The sequence below is a fragment of the Halorubrum rarum genome (genome assembly GCF_048380895.1).
Lineage (GTDB): Archaea > Halobacteriota > Halobacteria > Halobacteriales > Haloferacaceae > Halorubrum.
The window spans coordinates 40,476-61,022 of the sequence record NZ_JBLWMN010000009.1; the positions used below are offsets into that span (position 1 = coordinate 40,476).

Genomic DNA, 20,547 nt, shown 5'->3' on the forward strand with positions numbered 1-20,547 from the left:
TGAAATCGAACGTGCATCGAGTCATGGGGCTCCCACTCCCTGACGCCAGTGAGTGGATGTTACAGGACACACCTCTCACCCGCAGCACGCTTGACTGCCTGAGGAGAAGGGGGTTAGTTGAGCTTGTCGAACGAGAACGGTACCGTCCAGCGAGAAAAACTACGAAAGCAACGAACCAGGCTGTGTACCGTACGAAGCGTGACAAGGACGTGTACTCAACGATAGAGGGATACACAAACGTCCCGCGAGAAACGGCTCAGGCGTTCGCTGCGCGCCCGGAAGCGGACCTATATATCGTCGAAGTGTTCGCATCACCGGATTCGGTCGCCGCGTCCGACCTGCCACGTATCTGCGACGAGTACGACTTAGACGTGCATCTAGTCGGCGTCGGTGTAGAGAACACTGACCCGAGCGAGTACCCTGGGACTTACCTGCCGGTTGATCGTGGCGAGTTGTTGGACGTGCAGTCTCGGCTGTGGTGGTTGCTTCCCGACAAACCAGATGCGCTCGTATTCTCGCACCCATCCATGGACGAGGGCTTGTTTACGGACGCGCTCTCTTCCCCGGCGATCGGTGACCCACCATGGGTGCCGACACCGAGGCCCAGTACTCAGTTTGATCCATGGATGGATGCATTGTTTCGTGACGAGTGGCTTGCGTCCCGTCGACGCGAGTCCGCGAACGGAACCGACCAGACAGCGTCGATAGTCGAGGCCCAGGGAAAGCTCGTGAACGCCACGAGCGAGGAAGACGCGAGGTCGGACAGGAAATCCGGGTGTGCACGACCCGGACAGTCGTCGCTCACGGATTTCTAACCGGTGGATCTGTTGAGTTCCTCACTAGTTAATAGGACGGAGTGACCGAGACAGAGAGTCAAGTCAGCGGGTACTCGTTGGTCAAGGCAGTATCCCACTGATCTAATTCCCTGGTGATGGGATTGATTCTGCCCGTTGAAGATGTACTTCAACAGTTGTTCCGGAAGAGGCTGTTGCCACATCAATCTCGGCGTCAAGGTTGGTGAGTATCCAGTAGACAAGGGCGAGTCCGAGCCCACTCCCGTGGCTTAACGGCTGTTCACTCTCGCCAGAGAGTATTCTGCGTTCATCTGGCGGTAGGCCAGGACCGTCATCCTCGATCTGCACCGTAATTTGATCAGAATTTCGATGGACCGCCACATCTATCGCCGGTTCTTTCCCCGCGTGTTTGGCCGCATTCTCAAGCAATTCCGAGAGTGCATCTGCTAGTTGTGGGGCGGCAAACGAAATCGCCTGCTCTGGAGTATCGAGCGAACAGTTAACTGTGGGATGATCATCACAAACATCACTCACCGTCTGGCTCACAATTGGGACAATGTCCATCGGCCGTGCCACAGGGACAGATCGTGTGAGATTCTCCAGTTTTCGTGCCTTTTCGGCGAGAGAGATCAGTCCGGTGGTTTTCGATTCGATATTTGAGGCTAATTTAGCCTCGTCTCCAGATGTCTGCTCGATTAGCAACTGTGCGTTACCATGGACGACATTCAAGTCGTTCCGGAGGTTGTGGCGAAGCACGCGATTAAGAACCGAAATCAAGCGATCCCGGTTCGCAAGGTCCTTTTCATGGTGGGTTTCTTCAAGCACTTTCTGAAGGATCTGACCGGCCAACTCGATGAAGATTTGTTCTACCTCGGAAAATGGGTCCTCCCGCGCTTCTGATTCAACGAAACAAATCGTCCCGTAAGGCTCACCAAACGCGTTGATGCGTATTCCGAGATAGGTATCGAGCTGGTGTAGTTGGTACGCGTGGTCATCCTCCCAGCCTTGGTTACCAGCGTCATGTAATGCAAGCGGTGAGGATTGTTGGAATGTACGGCGGCAGTACGAATCACTCAATTTCGCGGTGAGACCATCGGGATACGGGCCGTCGGGTGAGTCCGTTGAGCCAATGACTTCCCACTGATTTTCGGCTTCATCGATACTGGTGATGTGCCCATGGTCTAGGTTGAGATAATTTGCTCCGATTTGGACGACCCTTTCTATGGCTTGTTTGCGGGGAAGACTTCGATGCAAAAGGGCATAAAGTTCGTTTCGCGCCGCTTCACCAGAAAGCGAGTTTGAAGCGTTGGAGTGCTTCATCAAGATTGTCTCGTTGGAACTATTTGGGTGCCAAATGACAAATAAGGCGGGGTTCAGGAACCCCAGAGAACAACTATTGTGGCCTGGTTTCACTCCTCAAATTGTGATAGGTCTCAGCAGGCATTCTGAACACAACGCATGTATCTTGTACCGAGGGTCTGGATCACAGATATTCTTATTGTTTGATACCTTATCAGTCATTGAATTGAACTACTACCTGCGTCAATTACGGTAGAAAAAGCAGGTCACGAATGAGATGTCGATGAATCGTACAACAAAACAAATTAGCATATACAACTAATTACGCGAGATATACCATGGAAGAGTCGAGCGAGGAGGCCGCAGATCACAGCTCTCGCCGGGCGCTTCTAGGCGGTATAGGCGTCGCTGTAGGAACTGCACTCGCCGGATGTAGTGGCCTGACGGCTGGGGAGGATGATCAAGCGAAAATCGAGCAGTTGGAGGCGGAATTAGCTGCGGTTCGTGCTGAGAACGAAGTTCTCACCCAGCGGAACGCAGCTCTCACCGAACGGACGGCCGAACTCGAAGATCAGCTAGCCACCAATCAGCCCCGGGTCGAGACGCCGAATCTCTGGGGATTCAGCGAAGAAACCATGTCCCAGCTTCAGGGGCTCGCTGACACGTGGACCGATTCAGTTGTCGTGATCGATGCGATTACCGACGACGGAATTTGGCATGTGGGTACTGGCTGGGTATACGACGAGGGAGTGATCGCGTCGAACGCCCACGTGGTAGCGCCCCAACGACTTCCCGAGAGTGAATCGATCACGCAATACACGGTCTGGGATCGTAATGGCGACCGATCAGATGGTACGTTACTGGGACACACCTATGGCCGTGATGAGATTTTCGAAACCCGAGAGGATATCGGATTCCTCAGCGTCTCCGAGACAGTCACCCGAGGGAGACAAATGTCCCACGGCGTCTCCAGCGAGTTATCAACAGACGAACCATTGCTCCAGCTCGGCCATCCGTACAGTCTCGACTTCTGGACGCCCTCTGTGGGTCCCTTCATAACTCACCGGGAACCGTTTTTTGCGTCGAACATTCCAGGACAACCGGGTGTCAGCGGCTCTCCAGTCCTCGACGTCGATGGCGACGTCATTGGGATGACCTGGGGAGGGCAGTACGTCCGAAGACCGAGTCGAGAGCCTGGTGAGAATCCGCAGCCAGGAGAGGAAAGAATTCTTCCTGCCTTCGAGGAGGCAATGAACGGGATGCATTCGTACATGCATCGGATCCATACTGCAGCTGACACGCTGATATGAATGCTGAAAGTAGCGTCCATACGACAGTCAAAAGGTCTCTCCATTAACGTGCTAGGTGCGCATCTGAAACCACTCTCGACAGTACTGAGAAATCACTCCCATCGAAGATTGGGTTCCTGATCGTGGCACATTCGCCATGCGGGTTCAGCACAAGAAGTCCAGCGAAATTGACGGATTCAACAAAGCCAATTTATTCAGTTTTGGCCGGGGCTGCTTGCTGAATATGGGACGCGGAACTGGATGAGCCTCGTTCCAAGTTTTGTACCGTCGAATCGCTCTGTTTAGAATACGACCATTCACTCACATAATGACAGTAACATTTTAATCGACTGGGAAATGGTATCTAATACCAATGAATGATGAAGTGCCCAACTCTGACGACATTGGGGTCTGTGGAGAGGATACACTCATCAAGACTGAATACGATCCGGTAGTAACGTCCCCGAGTGCCGCTGTTATCGAAGCCATCGCGTCCGTAAAAGACACTGATCCTGCCACCTTGTCAGAAGTTGCGGGCATAACACTGTATGACTACCTTGACCCGGATGCGCTTAATCGACTGTTCACTCACGAAGATGTGGACGAGATATCGGTTACCTTCTCCATTGATGAATACACCGTATGGATGGAAGGGAACAAGATTGCCGTTGCGCATACAACGAACACATCACAAAATCTCGAATAGGTTGTACTCACGTTCTCACGGCGTCTCTACGGTGGGTGACAATCACTCTATGATAGTCTGGAGTAATCATATCCTAATTGTCAATCCGATTTGACCCATGGATTTTACTTGGCGCGTATGGTACAGTTCGTTAATTATGTCCGAGCTAACGACGATTCTCGTTCCGATACGATATCCGCTCAGGGACGAAAGCGCCAGAACGCTCGCAACCGCAGGTCGTCTCGCACACGATAACGCCCCAGCAGATCTCCGGGTACTCCATGTTAATCTCTACCAGACGGGGGATGCTACTCAAACAGAGGAGCTCACACAATCAATTTCGTCTACACTTGATGGTGTCGAGGCATCGGTGACCACGCGTCGTGGTTTTCTTGTTGAGGAGGTAATTCTTGAGGAAGCTACTCAAATCGGTGCGGAATTCGTCGTGGTTGGATCGTCTCAGCATCCCCGGTGGCGTAATCTCCTGCGTCGCCTAGCCGGAAACGACCCCGCGATTGCCACATATCTGCGCGAGAACCTCACCGACAAGATCGAAATAATGGAGGTTGATGCCGCAGCTAGGGCACCTGCTGTCCAAGCCGACTAGTATCCACTTCATAAATGTATCATACTGATGTATGTGACTGACTATTGAACGATTATCTCACTAAATACGTATTGAGATAGTCAGGTAAACCGTATGTTTTGACACGAAATCTCACCCTCCATCTTTTGTTAATAGGTTACATAGCTTGGGACATGCCTGCATCAACAACGGGATCTCAACCTCTCAATGAGATGTTGAACGGTGGGTACCCAGAGGGTCGTGCTGTGCTCGTCACTGGAACACCCGGAACTGGTAAGAGTACGCTGGCGATGCAGTTCCTCCAGGCAGGGCTTGACGAGGGTGACGACTGTCTGTTTATTAGTACCGAACAGACGGTTGATGAACTTCGAGACGCATTTGATTCGTTTGCGTTCGATCTCGACCACGATAACTTGACTATCACCTCACTGCATGCTCGAAATGGCCGCACCATCGAGAGTGAGGATGACGAATTGGTCATCGAGCGATTTGACGAAGGCGACGTCATCGGATTCGGGTATTCAGCTGAGTTCAGCAGCGAGCGCATTCAACAAGTGCTTGAAGGGTACAAACCCGCAGATAGGATCGTCCTCGATAGTGTGACGGGCCTGGAACCGATGGCTGAAACCCGCGAGGAATTTCGGCGTGGTGTGCTGGATCTGATCCAACAGTTCACGACCGAGTTTGGTGCGACCACGCTATTCACCTCCGAGTACATCGGAACCTCGCCTCGTGACCAAGACATCGAGACAATCTCGGTTGAAAACACCGTTCAGTACAACGTTCACGGTGTGTTGCGTCTCTGGCGGGAAGAAAAAAAGGGTAGCCTTCGTCGATTTATCGACGTGATGAAAATGCGTGGGGTTGACCACGATACTCGCCCCCATGAAATAATGTTTTCAGATGACGGGATCGAGATTGCTCCGCGTCGACGCGCGCTCCCACCGGAACAACTGAGCACGGAATGGCTCTCGACCAGTCTATACACGTTAGACGAACTACTCGGAGGCGGTCTGCCGAAAGGCAACGCTTCCCTGTTTGAACACGACGGAGAAGCCAACGTACAGGATCTCCTGTTTGCGGCGGCGGCGAACGCACTTCGAAATGATATGAGTCTCGTGATGATTCCTCGTGTCAGCACGTCACCGGAGCGTGTTGATGAGTTGATCCAGCGGGCAGAGATAGATTTCACCGATGGGACCGAATTGATGGATGCGAACCGATTTTTTGTTATTGATGCACTGGGTGGTTGGGGCTCGCACGAGAATGTCTTTAATCCTCGACTCGAAGATGCTGGCCTCCAGTATTTGATGAAAGAGATTCGAAATAAGGGCGACGGCGAGGGGTTATTCTTGTTGTTGAACACTGAAGCAACAGTTCACGCGATTGGAAGAGATGCAACTCGACGGTTCCGCTACTGGATGCCATCACAGTTCCTCACTGACCAGGATGTACTGTTGGATGTTCATAATCCCAATGTGATGGAAGAGCGGATGGCGGAGTTTTACACGGATGCCGCCACGATGGGTGTGGAGACCTGGCTGGATGAAACAGGACTGCAATATCTCCGTCTCCAAAAAGGACAAGTCGGCGAGTTGGGAGATGTCGCTCTGGTGGAATACCTTGACGAGAGCCCCTACGTCAGGCTAAAACAGTAAACTTACAGTTTGAAACCCGAACATCGTCCCTTAGCATGGAGAATTAGTTATGTCTCGTCGGATAAGTCGTGCCGCCACTCCTCCAACCGAACCAATGAATACCGGGGATTAGATCAAAAAATGTGAGAGACACTGCACGATGAATATTATAGGCACAACGGTTCACATCTCAACATCCCTGAGTTCAAACCGTGCACCACCATTGTCACTCTCGGTTAGCGTAATCGTCCAGTTGTGACCATCAACAATCTGCTGGACGATCGAGAGGCCGAATCCCGTTCCAGTCGCTGACTCAGTATACCCTGCCTCGAAGACTTCCGTTCGCTTCTCCGGCGGAATCCCTGGGCCGTCGTCTTCGACATAGAATCCCGCTCCCTCTGAGAGTACCCCGATACGCACCGTGACGGTCTCACCCCCATGCTCAACTGCATTTCGAAATAAATTCTCCAGAAGCTCACATAGACGCCCCTCATCGGCTGTAATCATGACTGACTCGTCAACATCCACTGCAATCGTTGCATCCGATGTCTCAACGTGACTCCACGCCCGGGTAATCGCGTCTACAAAGACGAACGAATCTGGATCGGAAACAGCTTGGCCCTGTTTTGCGAGGGTTAGTAGCTCATCGATCATCTGCCCCATCCGATCCTGTGCGGATCTGATCGCCTCGAAGTGTTCCTCATCACCGGTTTGTTGCGCGAGATCGAGGCGACCCTGTGCGACGTTCAGGGGATTCCGCAAGTCGTGCGCGATTGTGTCTGCGAACCCTTCGAGACGCTCATTCTGCCGTTTGAGGTCTTTCTCGCGCTCCGCTCGGGCAGTAATGTCCCTGAAGATTCCGATCCGTTCGGTAGCCTCACTCAATCCCGCCACAATATCTGTGTTCAGTTCTGTGACGAGTGAGGTATCCTCGTCAAGATTCCACTGCACGGTCGTTGACGAGGGTTCATTATCAGCGATACGAAGCAACACGCGTTCAACCGCATCGGGTGGTGAGAGGTCGATCTCAGTGATCGGTCGGTTTCGGAGTTCCTCGGAGTCGATGCCAAATGTCCGGGCGAAGGCATCATTCGCTTCGGTAATCGTTCCATCAGGTGTTGTTACAACGACAGGGTCGGGTGTCGATTGGAAGAGCGACTCGAATCGTTCTTCGCTCTGGGCTTTTTGGCGAGCTAGGTCTACCGATAAGCGACGTCGGCGAAGGAGATTTCCAATCCGAGTATCCAGCTCTGTTGGATTTACCGGTCGTTGAATAACTTCATCCACGACGTCCCACACGTCACTCGATAGCTCTTCAGGGGACCGCTCTCCTGTGAGTAAGAGGAACGGGAGAAACACGGGTTCTGCACTGGATTTCACTTCTTGTAAGTCATCGTGAAACCTGCTCAGTGACAGAGGATCGAGAAGACAAAGATCGAATGCCGGGTCATTCAATGGTTCGTCGTCGGCTGTTTCGATCGCAAACTCGGCACTGAGTCGGTCCGCAAGCAACTCTCGATTCCGGTCGCTGTCGATGAGCAGGAGGAGTGTAGTTGCTGTGGGACGTTCAGAGTCCGATGCCTCCATAGCTGGACTATTCACGGCTCACGTCTGGATTCTGATCCTCCGTCCATTGTGGTGTGCCACTCAGAATCCCTCGGAGATTGGTGAGTGGCTCGCCGACCGTGATGCCGTGTTTAGTGATTTCGAACTTCCGAAGAGTTCGCTCGAAGTCGCTGGTGCGCATCTTCAACACCCCAATGACCTTCTTCATCTCGCCGCGGACTTCCAGATGGCGTAGGAAGATAATGTTATCCGCGAGGTAGCTGATGCCGACGTTTGTCGCCTGGAACTCACCGGTGATGTTTGCTACTTCGTCGATCAGGATGACAGTTACGCCCATGTTCTTGAGATACCGATTGAGCGCGTGGAGATGCGTGACCAGGTCGTCTTCCTCGCCTTGCAGCCCAAGTTTGTACCCGGCAATCCCGTCAAGCATGATGATGTCGGCGTCTTTCTCTTCGACTTCGTGCCGAACCATATTGGCGAACTCCTGAGGGGAAACTTGCAGCGATTCGATTTCTTCCACAGAGAGCGTTCCCCGCTCACGCATCTCGTGGACTGGAATGTTGATCGCCTCCGAGCGCTGCATGAACGTTGATTCGGACTCTTCGAAGAGATAGATCACCGATCGCTCTCCCCGGCCGGCGGCTTCTTTCATGAACTGTGTGCCAGTCGTCGTCTTTCCGACCCCGGTCGGCCCGCTCAGCACGGTGACCGTTCCACGGTCGAGTCCCCCATGAAGGAGTTCATCGAGTTCTGGCACGCCAGACGAAATCGCCTCGTTGACGAACGAGCGATCGTACTTCCCAGGCGAGAGTTCCGGGTAGACGACGAGCCCATCGCTGGTAATCTCCATAGAGTGCCCACCGCTCTCGGTGGGTGAGCCACGGAATTTCGGAACGCTAATCGATCGGCCAGTTGCCGCATAGCCGAGTTGGATCGTCCCGTCACTCATAAACTGCAGATCTTCGTCTGGGGCGTCCTCGGTTGCCTGGGTCGTAAATAGGACGGTGGCACCCTGTTCACTGAGCATCCGCATGAACGAGAGGGCTTGTTTGCGGAACTGGTACTCGTCGGTCGAGAGATACCGCAGTTGGGTGATCGGATCGACAAACACCCGGTCCGGCTGGAGGTCAGTGACCTGTTCCGTGATTTCTTCGACCAGCGGATCGCGCTCGACTTCCCCCGATTCGAAGACATCGTAGCCCTGATCTCCGGCGAAGAAATCCGATTTCGGACTCAGGTCCAAAAAATGGACGTCGGTGAGATCGAATCCGAGCGAGGCGGCGTTCTGTTTTATGTCTTCGGTCGTCTCTTCAAGGTTGATGAACAGGGGGATTTCATTCTGGGCGATCCCTGTGGTCAGGTAATGGAGGCCAAGAATGGTCTTTCCCGTCCCCGGCTCGCCACGAAGGAGGTAGCTCCGTTCCGGAATGAGCCCACCCTGTAGAATTTCATCCAGACCGCAGACCCCTGTCGAAAGTCGTTCAATTGATTGTGTATGAGTCTCCTGTTGCGATGAATCAGTTTCGTCCGTCATACTACTTCTCTCCCTCCTCTCGCGTGATAAACAGTGTGATGGTGCCGTCTGCCTCGATCATCACGCATAATCCAGCATACGAGAAGGTGATTCGTCCGTCAGTGCGACTTCGATCTGATTGAACAGGAGCAAAAAGGCGGTCCAGTGCGTCTGGATCAATATGTTCGTAAAGTATCGGAAGTTCTTCTTCTGGCGTGTTCAACACCCGTTGAACGGCGTGTATGACCGTGGTACTGAGCGATCGGTCCCCCGACCAGTCGTGAACCACACGATACGCCTCCGACGGTATCTCCTGACCGTTCGCTTCAATGCGTATCTCCTTCGCGCTATCCCGTTCAACATCTATGCCTGGCTCAAACTCTAAGTCCGGTGGTTTCGTGGTATCTGTCATAAGTTGTCTCCGACCGCCTCCTCCCGGGTTGCTCGTAAACGAGATTCGACTCCCGTTGTCGGGGCCGCTCTGCCACTGTATCGGTCTGTATGAACAGTCATATTTCACGGAATCCGGCGAATGGGCTCTGGTCTGTCGCCATCATCTCCGTGAACGCGGCATCGGCATCTTCCTTCGCCGCTTGAGCCTCCTCTGTCAACGTCTGATAGGCATCACTAGACGCAAGTTCCTGTTCACTCAGGTTAGTCTCCATCGCAGCTTTCTTCGAAACAGTGGCAAAATACGAACGGAACTCGTCGTTGTACCGCGTCCGCGCAGTGAGCGTGGCGACAGCCTCCCGAATCTCCTCCTGATCGACGGGTTTTACGAAATAGTCGTCAACGTCTAATTTGAGAATGTCTTCATCGGGATCGACGGCGGTGAGCATCGCCACAGGGCAGTCATATCCCTGCTCACGCAGCGCTGTCAGCACCTCATCACCAGATAATCCCGGCATTCGCCGATCCAGCAGAATAGCGTCTACATCGTCATCCACTTGTTCGAGTGCCGTCTCGCCATCGTACGCCGTTCGGGTCTCGTAGTCCTCGTCGAGGTACACAGCGTACAGGTCAGCGAGACCGCGTTCGTCATCAACGACAAGGACGGTACTACGCTGATTCTCGGGAGTATCATTCATTGGTATCACCTGTAATCCGACCCCACTCTAGGCGCGCGGTGTCCTGACTGACAGTCGGCCATATCACTGTTACCGTCGTACCCCGGTCGCTTGCCTCTCCGAGATCAAGGTCGCCGCCGGCCATCCTGACGCTCCAGTGGACAGTCCAGAGGCCGAGTCCATCCCCGTGCTGGAGCGGTGTTTCTTCACCGTCCTGAAGCACGGCCCGCTGGTCATCCGGAATGCCGGGGCCATCGTCCTCGACAGCAATGTTGATCTGTTCGTCCGAGTCGGGATCTGACATGACTCTAATCCGGACTGATGGCTCGGGTTGATCGGTATGTTCGATCGCGTTTTCGCATAGTTCTTGTAGCACTTGGTTGAGCCGACCAGTGTCCGCCACCGATGTTTCGGTTGTTACGTCGGTCGAAATCACTGCGTCTGGATACTCCTGTTCGAGTGACTCGATGGTGCGCGTAACAAGGTCGGCAACCGCCACCGACTCGGGATCGTTCTGGGAGTTAGATTCTGTTGTGAGTTCGCGTGCTTTCTCACTTAGATCGAGGAGTTGGTTGATTGCATCGAGCCCATCGTGTGCAAGGGAGTCGGATACCTCGCCGTCTTTTTTTATTGTTTGTTCTACAACGCCGCGAGCGACATTCAGTTTGTTCCGAATGTTGTGCCGGAGCACGCGATTGAGGACCTGTAATTGCTGGTCTCTCCGTTTCCGTTCCGTGATGTCCATATAGGCGAGATAGGCACCAACTCCCGATCCGTCGGGATCAACCGGGATGACGCGGATGAGGAAGTCACGACGACCGGTAGCCGTTTTGCGCCGGGCTTCCGTTTCGATGTACCTGCCAGCAAGTGCATGGTTGATGAGTATCTGTGATTCTGGTTCTTGCTCGGTTGGAACGACAAGCTTGGCTAACGATTCCCCCTGAATTGTATCGCGGTCATAGCCGAATATGCGCTCGAACGCCGGGTTGACGTCCCGAATATAGGGCATCCCGTCGATGAACTCGGCTTCAACAATCCCGTCGATTGTATTTTCGAAAAGCCCAATGAGAGATGCCGTCCGGTCGCGCAACGCTACCTCCCGGTCACTCCGAGTGAGTGCTGCCGCCGCGTTCGTCGCCAAGATGGCCGCCATCTGGACATCATCATCGGTGAACGACGCGGAGTCGGTGGCCCCGATACTCAGAACGCCGTACGATTCAAGCGGAAAACACATCGCACTCCGAATCGGATCGTACTCGAACGGCGTGTCTCGCTCTCGTAGGTCGTCGATTACCTCTCGCTCCTCGTGTTCGAAGGACTGTCCGACTGGCCCTTCACCGACCTCGTAGGCGGGTGGGTCCGGCTCAAGAAGGTCCTCAATATCGGTAGTTGCAGCCGCGAGCTCAAGCGTTTGTGGGCTCGTTTTTTCATTGAGTAGACGAACACCGACGATGTCGTAGTTAAAGACCCGCTTTGCGGCCTTGACTGTCACCTCGGCGATCTCTTGTTTCGTCGAAGCCCCCATCAGTTCGACTGTCGTATCATGGAGGCTGTTCAGAATTCGATGCTGTTCATTTCGGGTCGTCACATCGCGTACGCTGGCGAGCAAATGTGGTCGTCCATTGAGTTCGAGCCGTGAGGCCGAGATTTCTGCGTCAAGCCGCTCGCCGGTTTTGGTCTGGCAGGAGAGTTCATCGATCCAGCCGTGTCCTTCCTCGACAACGGATTCGACGAATGCTCGATAAGTAGGAAGTTCGCCCGAATGGATTTCTGCAGGCGTCAACGAGCAGAGTTCCGTCCGGGTGTATCCGAGTAGTTCACAGGCTTGGGGGTTACATTCCCGGATTGTATCCTTATCTAGGTCGGTTACGAGGATTGCGTCGTTCGAGGATTCGAAGATTTTCCTAAAGAGTTCCCGTTGCTCTTGGAAATCACCCGCCAGTTGTTGTGAGAGTGCGCGGCGTTCGAGGAGGTTTGTGAGGCGATGATGAAGCGTTGCTTTCTGTGTTGGGACTGAAATCACCTCATCAACATCGTCCCAAACCTGGGATGTTGGTTTCGGATTGGTGGTGGTAGACATCAGCACATATGGGAGGAATATGGGGGCTGCCTGCTTCTTGGCAGTCTGGAGTCTCTCACGGTGCGTTGCAAGCATCGGTCCATCGACTATGCAGAGATCGAATTCCTCGTCTGACGGCTCACCATCTGTGGTAATAACCTCATACGTGGGTGACAGCCAGTCGGCCAAACGGTCGCAGTTCGCCTCGCGCTCCAGCAATAAGAGAATTCGAGGGGATTCCGGTCGGTGATTTGGTGGCGTCTGCACCTCACCGTTTTGCGTTTGGGATCCAATCATAAATGCTGACCTACTGCCGAGTAATATATTCCTATTTAAGTCCAAGTAGCAAAAGTTTGGGGGTGAAGTGAGAGCGATCGACGAGTGGAGTTTCTGTACGATCGACCGTGCAACGACCCCAGTGCACGTGGACTCAAACGACGAGTCCTCTGTGAGTGCCGTTTGAAGACGGTGTCGCCGCGGTCTATGACAGCGACGCGAACATCGGGGAGGTCTGTGCGTTTCTTGACACCCTCATCGCCGAATTCGATGAGACGTACAACCAGGTGATGTGCTTGCCGCACGGGGATTGAGCCGTCGCGCGGGTTTCGTGCTGAGTCACTTCAACCCCCGTTATGCGTTGAGGGTGACGTGACGCTTGACAGCGGAGAGAACGGGCAAGCGAGGCTCCGTGCTCACGGTAGACCGCGCGAGGACTGACGGCGTGTCAGATGCGTTCTATGATATTTTCGAATGGTATGGGTATCATTTAAATTGGGTGGCCCATTGGCTCACCCATTTACCCCATGATGCGCCAGATGTTCGGGAACGAGTAACGAACATCTACACTTCTTTCCATTCTTTTCCGACTCCGAGCGACCGCTCCGTACTCAGCCGTCTCCCATCTGGAGGTGGTCACAGTGACCGATTCGGACGACTTCTTTGGACAACTCGATGAGGCCGAGGCAGTCACCGGCGATCAGACTGACTCGATCCAGTCGTCAGTCACACAGTGTCGATACTGCGGCGAGACGTATATCCGGACCGACGGTCTGGAGGTTTATCCTCTCACATCACGGACAACGGGACCGCCAGTAGTCTTTTGCGAGTTGGTGGGTAAGGTCAGGTATGAGTCTCACTTCGGACGACTTCGAGGAGTTCGTTTCCTCGAACCCCGATGATGACGAGACGGTCCCGCTCGGACAGGCACTCTCAGAGCTGGGTCTCGATGTCGAGGTTGACTCCGTCGAAGCCGTTCGTGACGTCCGCGAAGGTTATGAGAGTGCTCCTCGACACGAGCGTTTTCGTCGCAGCCGTTACTCGGGATACCGATCGGTCTGACGAAGCAATCGAACTGCTTGATCAAATCGACGATCCGCTTGTTTCGGTTCTCAGCCTCATGGAACTTCGGAGTGTTCTGAGCAAAAAGAAACGGTTCGAGCGGGATCGAATCGATGCCATCGAGAACCGAGTTACCCACGTTTTGAAACGTTCTATAAGGAACGCTGGCTCTGACAACCCCGATCAGGTCGTCAGAATTCTTGTCCAACGGCAGTCTCGGCGGCATTCCACAAATCAGGCCAGCTATTATGTCTACTCGGAGCAAATCGGATTTCATGTCAACCACGGATCCACTCGCACGCACGCTACTGATCGTCGTTGCCATCGTTCTGATTGCCCCGTTTCTCGTGATGCTCCTCGCGCTGCCGATGATGGGGATGGTCGGTTGGGGCCATATGGGAGATTGGAACGGCACTGGAGGGATGTGGTGGTCGTGGCTACTCATGTGGGCAGTCTTCCTGTTAATCGTTCTCGGGGGGAGGATATCTGTTGGTCAGGACGGGTCGTTCGCAGGATGGGCACCGAACGGACGAAGCACTCGAGGAACTTCGACTCGCGTACGCTCGCGGCGATATCTCCGAGGAGGAGTTCGAGCAGCGAAGCGAACGCCTCCGACGAGATGAGTAGGTGAGTCGAGTCAATGTCCGACCACAGCCACGAACACGACGGCCACACCGAGGAGCATGCACCAGACTCACGGGTATCCCACGAGCGATTGACCGATCGACGCTGTCCTTGTTGTCGAGTCTGTACTCTGAACGTCGAAGACGAGACCGACGACGAGCCGTCGGAAGAGACGCACGCCGAACACGCCGCTCGCCACGAGGCGGAACCCGATGCAGAAGACGAGCACGCGTCCCATCACGACGCTCACGCCGACGACCACGACCACGGCGCTCACGTCGACCACTCCGGCCACGAGGAGATGTTCAAACGGCGATTCTTCGTTTGCTTCCTCCTCGCGATTCCGGTGCTGGCGTACAGTCCGATGCTACAGGAGTGGTTCGGGTTCACCGCGCCGACGTTCCCGGGAAGCGTGCTCATCGGCCCGGCACTCGGCACGCTCGTGTTCCTCTACGGCGGGATCCCCTTCCTCCGGATGGGCGCTGTCGAGGCCCGAAAACGAGAGCCGGGGATGATGCTGTTGATCTCGCTGGCGATCACCGTCGCATTCGTCTACAGCGCGGCCGCCGTCGCCTTCGACATCGGCGAGCCGTTCTTCTGGGAACTGGTGACGCTGGTCGTCATCTTCCTGCTCGGTCACTGGATCGAGATGCGCAGCGTCCGCCGAGCGTCGGGTGCACTGGACGAGTTGGCCGAATTGATGCCCGACACGGCCGAGCGTATCACTGAGAGCGGCGACACCGAGGACGTTCCCGTCGACGAGCTAGCGGCCGACGATCTGGTGCTCGTCCGGCCGGGGGCGAACGTCCCGGCCGATGGCATCGTCGAAGAAGGTGAGTCCAACGTCAACGAGGCGATGATCACCGGAGAGTCTCGTCCCGTTGGGAAGGAGCCGGGCGACGAGGTGATCGGCGGGACGACCAACGGCGACGGCAGCTTGCGCGTTCGAGTGACTGCAACGGGTGACGAGACGACCCTGTCGGGAATCGTGCGATTGGTTGAGGAAGCCCAACAGAGCAAGTCGCGTACGCAGGTGCTCGCCGACAGGGCCGCAGGGTGGCTGTTCTACGCTGCCCTCGGTGTCGCCGCGCTCACCGCCGTGGCGTGGACGATGGCGGTCGGGTTCGGGCTGCCGGTCGTCGAACGCGTGGTCACGGTGCTCGTCATCGCCTGTCCGCACGCACTCGGCCTCGCCGTCCCGCTGGTTGTCGCGATCAACACGACGATGGCCGCCAACAACGGGATGCTCATCCGGGATCGGATCGCGATGGAGGAGGCCCGCAACCTCGATACCATCGTCTTCGACAAGACGGGCACGCTCACGAAAGGCGAGCAGGGCGTCGTCGACATCGAGACGACGACTGACTGGGATGAAGACGAGGTGCTCGCTCTGATGGCGGCAGTCGAGAGCGACTCCGAACACATGATCGCCGAAGCGATCCGAGACGCCGCCCGGGAGCGGAAGCTGGATGTCCCCGACGCCCGCGGCTTCGAGGCGCTGAAGGGTCGGGGCGTCCGTGCGACCGTCGAGCTGGAAACCGCTGCCCTTCCCGGCGCGGAGGCGAGCGGTGGACAAGATGGAGAAACGGTGTACGTCGGCGGGCCGAACCTGCTTCGCCACCTCGACGTCGAATCCAGTGATGGGCTCAAGGCGTTCAGCGACGAGGCCGGCGAACGCGGACAGGGCGTCGTCTATCTGATCCGCGACGGCGAGGCAATCGGGGCGGTCGCCCTCGCGGACGTCATTCGCGAGGAGAGCCGCGAGGCGATCGACGCGCTTCACGCGATGGGTGTCGAGGTGGCGATGCTGACCGGCGATAGCGAAGATGTCGCTCGCTCCGTCTCCGAAGAACTCGGCATTGACACGTACTTCGCGGAGGTGTTGCCCGACGACAAGGACAAGAAGATCATTGAGCTGCAGGAACAGGGCAATCTCGTGGCGATGGTCGGAGACGGCGTCAACGACGCCCCTGCGTTGACCCGGTCGGACGTGGGCATCGCGATCGGGTCCGGGACGGACGTCGCCGTCGAATCGGCCGATGTCGTTCTCGTTGAGAATGACCCGCGGGACGTGGTGAAGCTCGTCCGGTTGAGCCGCAAGAGCTATCGGAAGATGCAGGAGAACCTCGTGTGGGCGGCCGGCTACAACGTGTTCGCGCTGCCGCTCGCAGCGGGCGTTCTCGCACCGATCGGAATCTTGCTCTCGCCGGCCGTGGGTGCCGTGTTGATGTCCGCGAGTACGGTCATCGTCGCGATCAACGCCCAGTTCCTCAAACGCGCAGATCTCTCCGGGTGATCCCCGATGGCAGAATCCCACTGACTCTCAAAGCTCCCGGAGGCGCTTCTAACGTTTTTGGCGGCCTCGTATTCGGGTGGCTCGCCTCTCAACGGCTCAGCTGGCTCGTGGTGATTCCGGTGAGCGTCGCAGTTCTGGCCGGAGTCCATCCGTTCGCACCCAAGGGAAGGCCGACGCAGATCGGTCTCGCGGTCGCGTATCTCGTGGGAAGTCTCGTTGTTGGATTCCTGCTGGTGGGGTTCATGATCCCCGGTGGAACGCCCGACGAATACGAGGCCTACGCACGCGTGGCGACACCGCTTCTCGGGTTGTACGCCGCATCTATCGTCGCACTTGTCGTGAAGATTCGAACGGATCACGACGATCCGGTTCTCCGCTAGTTTCTCGTTCCGAATTCGCATCTCTGGAAAACGTATCACTTTCACTAGGAAGGGATATTAAGTGAGATAGCTCGAGAGTGGATCGCAAGAGCGCGTCGGGATCGGTGCGAAAACCGTCCTAACAGTATCATAACGAGACGTCGTGACGCGCCAGATGTTCGGCAACGAGTGAGAACAGTTCTAGGACGTAATATCTCCGAGTTCGAACAGTTGTACGTCATCGCGCTCGGACACGGCTTCTCGAACGGACTGTGTCGCACCCTTCCGGGTGAATAAGGCGTACTTGGTGTTTCTCTCATCGGTGTCCGGCGTCCATCGAATCTCGGCGGCGTGGTCTTCGAGCGAGGCGAGAGCTCCGTAGTCAAGCGGTGCGTTCGTGAACTTGCATTCACCCGCAACCATCGTCCCGTCGGTGGTGAGTCCGACGACGTCGACCTCGTGGTCCTTGTACCACCATCGCCCGAGATCGAGGAACGTCTCTGCGGGGTAGAGACCCGGGAGTGCGCCTTGACAAAGCCGCTCGAATTCGTGACTCACGAAATCTGGAAGTTCCGGCTCAATGACCGCGTCGTAAGCACTCTCTCCGAGCCGTTCGTATCGATCATCCTTGCCGTAGACGAAACGAAACCAGAACCGGAACAGGGGATCCAGGATTCGATAGCGTCCGCGGCGTGAGTTCGCCTTCTCTTCAGTGATGGGGACCTCTCGCTCGATGAGCCGAAGCCGCTCCAACTTCTGTGTGTATGTCGAGATCTGCTTCCCGTCGATCCCTATCGCTTGCGCGATCTCGTTCGACGTCGTCTTCCCGGCCGCGATGGCGGTGAGGATCGCAAAGTATCGATTCGGGTCCGTGAGCTCGGTGCGGAGGACGTACTCGGGTTCGTTATGGAGATACCCCTTCTGTGAGAGCACTTCCCTGGTGAGGACGGTTCTGAGGTCCTGGTTGAGATCGATGCCATCGAGGTAGTACGGAACGCCACCGAAGATTCCCCACGTGAAAATCCGCTCTTCGGGCGAATACTCGTCCGGAACGAACTCCTGTGCGGCAGCGAAATCGAGGGGCTGGAGGTCGAGTCGTTCCGTGAATCGTCCGTACAAGGGACTGTTCCTGAGCAGCGTCGCTTCCTCCATCATACTGATCGATGACCCGATCAGAACGAGCGTTCCCGAGGTGTTCTGGAGCCGCTGGTCCCACAGTCGCTGAATAACTGACGGAAGACTCTCGTCGGCGTCGATGAGGTAGGGGAATTCATCAAGGACAACTACTCCGTCCTGATCCCCCAGATATCCGAGCAGCGCTTCCCAGTTCTGTTTGATCTGCGTGATGCCGGGGAAGTTTTCGGAGGCGACGTCGACGAACTCGTCAAGCTGTATCTGCGAGGTGGTCTCCGTGGCCTGATAGACGACTGCGTCGTCACGGTCGGAGAGCGAGTGTTGGACGAGCTGTGTCTTCCCGAGGCGTCGCCGACCGAAAATCACGACCATCTCGGGTTCGTCGGATTCGTAGCATCCGCGTAGCCGGGAGAGCTCGTCTTCCCGATTCACGAACTGCGTCATACATATACGCTACCTTGACCGAGAAGAATACTTCCGGAAAGTACGAGGCGAAAGCCTCGCCCTTCAGGGCGGGGATGAAGCCGGCAAAACCTACGCAACCGGCATTATCAAGTGTCCCAGTGTCGTATCATGTGGTAAGACAACTCGCGTAAACTCTCAATCGGAAGAACTGGGGCCACTTCCCGCTGATACGGACGGTTCCACGCCCACCACCGGTAAACCCGGTGGGGAGTACGTGGTTGAGGTTCGTCCGCCGTCCTCACAGTACCCTACCCGTCACTGGAGACGGTCGGTAACGACCGCGCACACGAGGGGGCGACAGCATCCCAACACACGCCCCGTTCGCGGTTGCACTCCGCCCTCGTCGGCGGAGTACGGTCGATGGCACGACCCGTATCCGCCCACGTTCCAACCGTGGGTGGTTGCCCGGTATTCGGACGCTTCGCTCAAGCGGTATCGGGTACGGCACAAGCGGATACCGCGTCCATCTCGGACGTCGAATACGCCATACCCTCGTTTCGAGGGCCGACGTGTAGCGCACGAACCCGGTACTCACCACGCGGGGTGAGGAAGTTGCCTTCGGGGGCTGACGGAACGGCCCGACGCCCCACGAAGGAATCCTCGCGCTTCAGCGCGGGGAGGATGTCAACGCTCTTTCAGTAACTGAACAGATCTCACCGTTCGTGCGCCGGATGTTCAGGAACGAGTAACGAACAGCTACACTTTTTTCCATTCTTTTCTCGACGTCGAGGTCGACTCCGTCGAGGCCGTTGGCTCCTTGAGGGTAGGGTAGTTCACGCAGTGGTTGGTTCGGCTCTCTCTCTGGCAAACAGATCCATGACGATCTTCGCGCCACCGAGAACGACGGGGCCGATAAACAGGCCGATCGCCCCGAACACTACGACCCCCCCGAAAATACCCAAGACGATGATCGCCACGTTGATCGTCCCGCTCCGGCTGATAAGGGCCGGCCGAAGATAGACGTCCGAGACGCTGACTAACAGACCATAGAGCACAAACGATCCACCTGCCAAGGGTCGCCCGATCACGAAGAGATAGCTCGAGACTGGAACCCAAACGCCAAACGCACCAACCAGCGGGAGCAAGGCGAGAATGAACGTCGCCACGACCAAAAAGACGACCCCGGGCATGCCAACGAGCACTAACCCGATCCCGAGCAGTCCCGCTTGAATGCCTGCGACCGCAACGTTACCGACGACGGACGCCCACATGAGGTGATCGAGCTCTTCGAGCAGGTCACGCTGCACCCGGTTGGGAACGGGAACGACCGATCGCAACCATGCGATCAACCGTTCACCGTCGCGTAACAGTGCAAAGAGAACGAACACCGTCACCGTGAGCCCGATCAGCACACCTGGGAGGTTGCTGACGACGGTGAGTGTGCCGACGGCGAGGCTTTGCAATCCAGCCGCGATCGGCTCTTGATACGTCGCATACAACACTTCGAGATCGACGACATATCCGATGGTTTCGAGCCGATCCTGAATCATATCCGGCCTGAAATCACCCTCCTGGAGAGCGGTGAGGAGCCCTAGTCCCTGTTGGATTGCGATGGCGAGGATGTATGCGAGCGGAATGAAAATCACGAGTATCGCGGTCAGAATAAGGGTGATCGCTGCTATCATCGAGCTCATCCGCCGCTCGAGTTTCCGTTGTACGGGTGCGAGAACGTATGCGAGCACGATCGCAAACAACACGTATTGTAGATACGTGACGACGAGGAGGGCGGCGAGACCCACGCTCACCGCTGCCAAGATCGTTACCGCAGTATCCTCGGACGACCAGCTGGTGTCAGCCATACCTACTTTAAAAGACTCAGTCATATGGTTATGC

16 protein-coding genes and 2 pseudogenes are annotated in these 20,547 nt (G+C 55.8%); 10 read left to right on the plus strand and 8 right to left on the minus strand.

Annotated elements, in window-relative coordinates:
• Positions 1–23 precede the first annotated feature (23 nt).
• Entirely contained in the window at positions 24–815 is a 792-nt protein-coding gene (locus ACNSN7_RS08855; protein ID WP_418281918.1) for a hypothetical protein, read from the plus strand.
• A gap of 102 nt (positions 816–917) precedes the next feature.
• On the opposite strand, the gene ACNSN7_RS08860 is transcribed toward ACNSN7_RS08855, so the two are convergent.
• Positions 918–2,114: a GAF domain-containing sensor histidine kinase gene (locus tag ACNSN7_RS08860; protein ID WP_418281919.1), complete on the minus strand. Its 1,197-nt coding sequence runs from the start codon at positions 2,112–2,114 to the stop codon at positions 918–920.
• A 317-nt stretch (positions 2,115–2,431) separates the two neighbouring features.
• Here ACNSN7_RS08860 and ACNSN7_RS08865 point away from each other — a divergent pair, with 317 nt between their 5' ends.
• From ACNSN7_RS08865 to ACNSN7_RS08880, 4 genes are all read left to right on the plus strand, one after another.
• The gene (locus ACNSN7_RS08865) at positions 2,432–3,403 is read left to right on the plus strand and encodes a trypsin-like peptidase domain-containing protein (RefSeq protein ID WP_418281920.1); all 972 of its coding nucleotides are present in this window, start codon (positions 2,432–2,434) and stop codon (positions 3,401–3,403) included.
• Between the two features lie 352 nt (positions 3,404–3,755).
• Positions 3,756–4,088, plus strand: a complete 333-nt coding sequence (locus tag ACNSN7_RS08870) for a HalOD1 output domain-containing protein (protein WP_418281921.1) — start codon at positions 3,756–3,758, stop codon at positions 4,086–4,088.
• A gap of 136 nt (positions 4,089–4,224) precedes the next feature.
• A complete protein-coding gene (locus tag ACNSN7_RS08875; RefSeq protein WP_418281922.1) occupies positions 4,225–4,674 on the plus strand; it encodes a universal stress protein in 450 nt (149 codons plus the stop codon).
• Positions 4,675–4,826: 152 nt separating this feature from the next.
• The gene (locus tag ACNSN7_RS08880) at positions 4,827–6,311 is read left to right on the plus strand and encodes an RAD55 family ATPase (RefSeq protein ID WP_418281923.1); all 1,485 of its coding nucleotides are present in this window, start codon (positions 4,827–4,829) and stop codon (positions 6,309–6,311) included.
• Between the two features lie 162 nt (positions 6,312–6,473).
• Here ACNSN7_RS08880 and ACNSN7_RS08885 read toward each other — a convergent pair whose 3' ends face one another.
• The 5 genes from ACNSN7_RS08885 to ACNSN7_RS08905 all read right to left on the minus strand — a co-directional run bounded on the left by ACNSN7_RS08885 (position 6,474) and on the right by ACNSN7_RS08905 (position 12,687).
• Positions 6,474–7,877, minus strand: a complete 1,404-nt coding sequence (locus ACNSN7_RS08885) for an ATP-binding protein (RefSeq protein WP_418281924.1) — start codon at positions 7,875–7,877, stop codon at positions 6,474–6,476.
• Positions 7,878–7,884: 7 nt separating this feature from the next.
• Positions 7,885–9,393, minus strand: coding sequence for an ATPase domain-containing protein (locus tag ACNSN7_RS08890; RefSeq protein ID WP_418281925.1), 1,509 nt, complete (start codon positions 9,391–9,393; stop codon positions 7,885–7,887).
• A gap of 1 nt (position 9,394) precedes the next feature.
• Positions 9,395–9,784 (minus strand): HalOD1 output domain-containing protein, encoded by a 390-nt coding sequence (locus ACNSN7_RS08895; RefSeq protein WP_418281926.1) that lies wholly within the window; start codon positions 9,782–9,784, stop codon positions 9,395–9,397.
• Positions 9,785–9,881: 97 nt separating this feature from the next.
• Positions 9,882–10,460: a response regulator gene (locus tag ACNSN7_RS08900; RefSeq protein ID WP_418281927.1), complete on the minus strand. Its 579-nt coding sequence runs from the start codon at positions 10,458–10,460 to the stop codon at positions 9,882–9,884.
• Complete coding sequence (locus ACNSN7_RS08905) at positions 10,453–12,687, minus strand: PAS domain S-box protein (RefSeq protein WP_418281928.1); 2,235 nt, start codon at positions 12,685–12,687, stop codon at positions 10,453–10,455. The genes ACNSN7_RS08900 and ACNSN7_RS08905 overlap by 8 nt, the downstream gene beginning before the upstream one ends.
• A 263-nt stretch (positions 12,688–12,950) precedes the next feature.
• On the opposite strand from ACNSN7_RS08905, the gene ACNSN7_RS08910 reads away from it, so the two are divergent.
• From ACNSN7_RS08910 to ACNSN7_RS08930, 5 genes and pseudogenes are all read left to right on the plus strand, one after another.
• A complete protein-coding gene (locus ACNSN7_RS08910) occupies positions 12,951–13,088 on the plus strand; it encodes a hypothetical protein (RefSeq protein ID WP_418281929.1) in 138 nt (45 codons plus the stop codon).
• Between the two features lie 683 nt (positions 13,089–13,771).
• Positions 13,772–13,942 (plus strand): annotated as a pseudogene (locus ACNSN7_RS08915) (PIN domain-containing protein); the annotation flags it as partial.
• Positions 13,943–14,111: 169 nt separating this feature from the next.
• A pseudogene (locus ACNSN7_RS08920) lies at positions 14,112–14,463 on the plus strand (SHOCT domain-containing protein).
• 13 nt (positions 14,464–14,476) lie between these two features.
• On the plus strand, positions 14,477–16,756 hold the full coding sequence (locus tag ACNSN7_RS08925; RefSeq protein WP_418281930.1) for a heavy metal translocating P-type ATPase: 2,280 nt from the start codon (positions 14,477–14,479) through the stop codon (positions 16,754–16,756).
• A 119-nt stretch (positions 16,757–16,875) separates the two neighbouring features.
• The gene (locus ACNSN7_RS08930) at positions 16,876–17,136 is read left to right on the plus strand and encodes a hypothetical protein (RefSeq protein ID WP_418281931.1); all 261 of its coding nucleotides are present in this window, start codon (positions 16,876–16,878) and stop codon (positions 17,134–17,136) included.
• Positions 17,137–17,316: 180 nt separating this feature from the next.
• Here ACNSN7_RS08930 and ACNSN7_RS08935 read toward each other — a convergent pair whose 3' ends face one another.
• Together ACNSN7_RS08935 and ACNSN7_RS08940 are read right to left on the minus strand one after the other, a co-directional pair.
• Complete coding sequence (locus ACNSN7_RS08935) at positions 17,317–18,693, minus strand: ATP-binding protein (RefSeq protein WP_418281932.1); 1,377 nt, start codon at positions 18,691–18,693, stop codon at positions 17,317–17,319.
• A 794-nt stretch (positions 18,694–19,487) separates the two neighbouring features.
• Positions 19,488–20,513, minus strand: coding sequence for an AI-2E family transporter (locus tag ACNSN7_RS08940; RefSeq protein ID WP_418281933.1), 1,026 nt, complete (start codon positions 20,511–20,513; stop codon positions 19,488–19,490).
• Between the last annotated feature and the right edge of the window lie 34 nt (positions 20,514–20,547).

Coding starts and splice junctions, on each gene's coding strand:
- ACNSN7_RS08865 (WP_418281920.1), top strand. CDS start 2,432: ATGGAAGAGTCGAGCGAGGAGGCCGCAGATCACAGCTCTCGCCGGGCG.
- ACNSN7_RS08925 (WP_418281930.1), top strand. CDS start 14,477: ATGTCCGACCACAGCCACGAACACGACGGCCACACCGAGGAGCATGCA.
- ACNSN7_RS08875 (WP_418281922.1), top strand. CDS start 4,225: ATGTCCGAGCTAACGACGATTCTCGTTCCGATACGATATCCGCTCAGG.
- ACNSN7_RS08855 (WP_418281918.1), top strand. CDS start 24: ATGGGGCTCCCACTCCCTGACGCCAGTGAGTGGATGTTACAGGACACA.
- ACNSN7_RS08940 (WP_418281933.1), bottom strand. CDS start 20,513: ATGGCTGACACCAGCTGGTCGTCCGAGGATACTGCGGTAACGATCTTG.
- ACNSN7_RS08885 (WP_418281924.1), bottom strand. CDS start 7,877: ATGGAGGCATCGGACTCTGAACGTCCCACAGCAACTACACTCCTCCTG.
- ACNSN7_RS08890 (WP_418281925.1), bottom strand. CDS start 9,393: ATGACGGACGAAACTGATTCATCGCAACAGGAGACTCATACACAATCA.
- ACNSN7_RS08935 (WP_418281932.1), bottom strand. CDS start 18,693: ATGACGCAGTTCGTGAATCGGGAAGACGAGCTCTCCCGGCTACGCGGA.
- ACNSN7_RS08870 (WP_418281921.1), top strand. CDS start 3,756: ATGAATGATGAAGTGCCCAACTCTGACGACATTGGGGTCTGTGGAGAG.
- ACNSN7_RS08900 (WP_418281927.1), bottom strand. CDS start 10,460: ATGAATGATACTCCCGAGAATCAGCGTAGTACCGTCCTTGTCGTTGAT.
- ACNSN7_RS08860 (WP_418281919.1), bottom strand. CDS start 2,114: ATGAAGCACTCCAACGCTTCAAACTCGCTTTCTGGTGAAGCGGCGCGA.
- ACNSN7_RS08880 (WP_418281923.1), top strand. CDS start 4,827: ATGCCTGCATCAACAACGGGATCTCAACCTCTCAATGAGATGTTGAAC.
- ACNSN7_RS08895 (WP_418281926.1), bottom strand. CDS start 9,784: ATGACAGATACCACGAAACCACCGGACTTAGAGTTTGAGCCAGGCATA.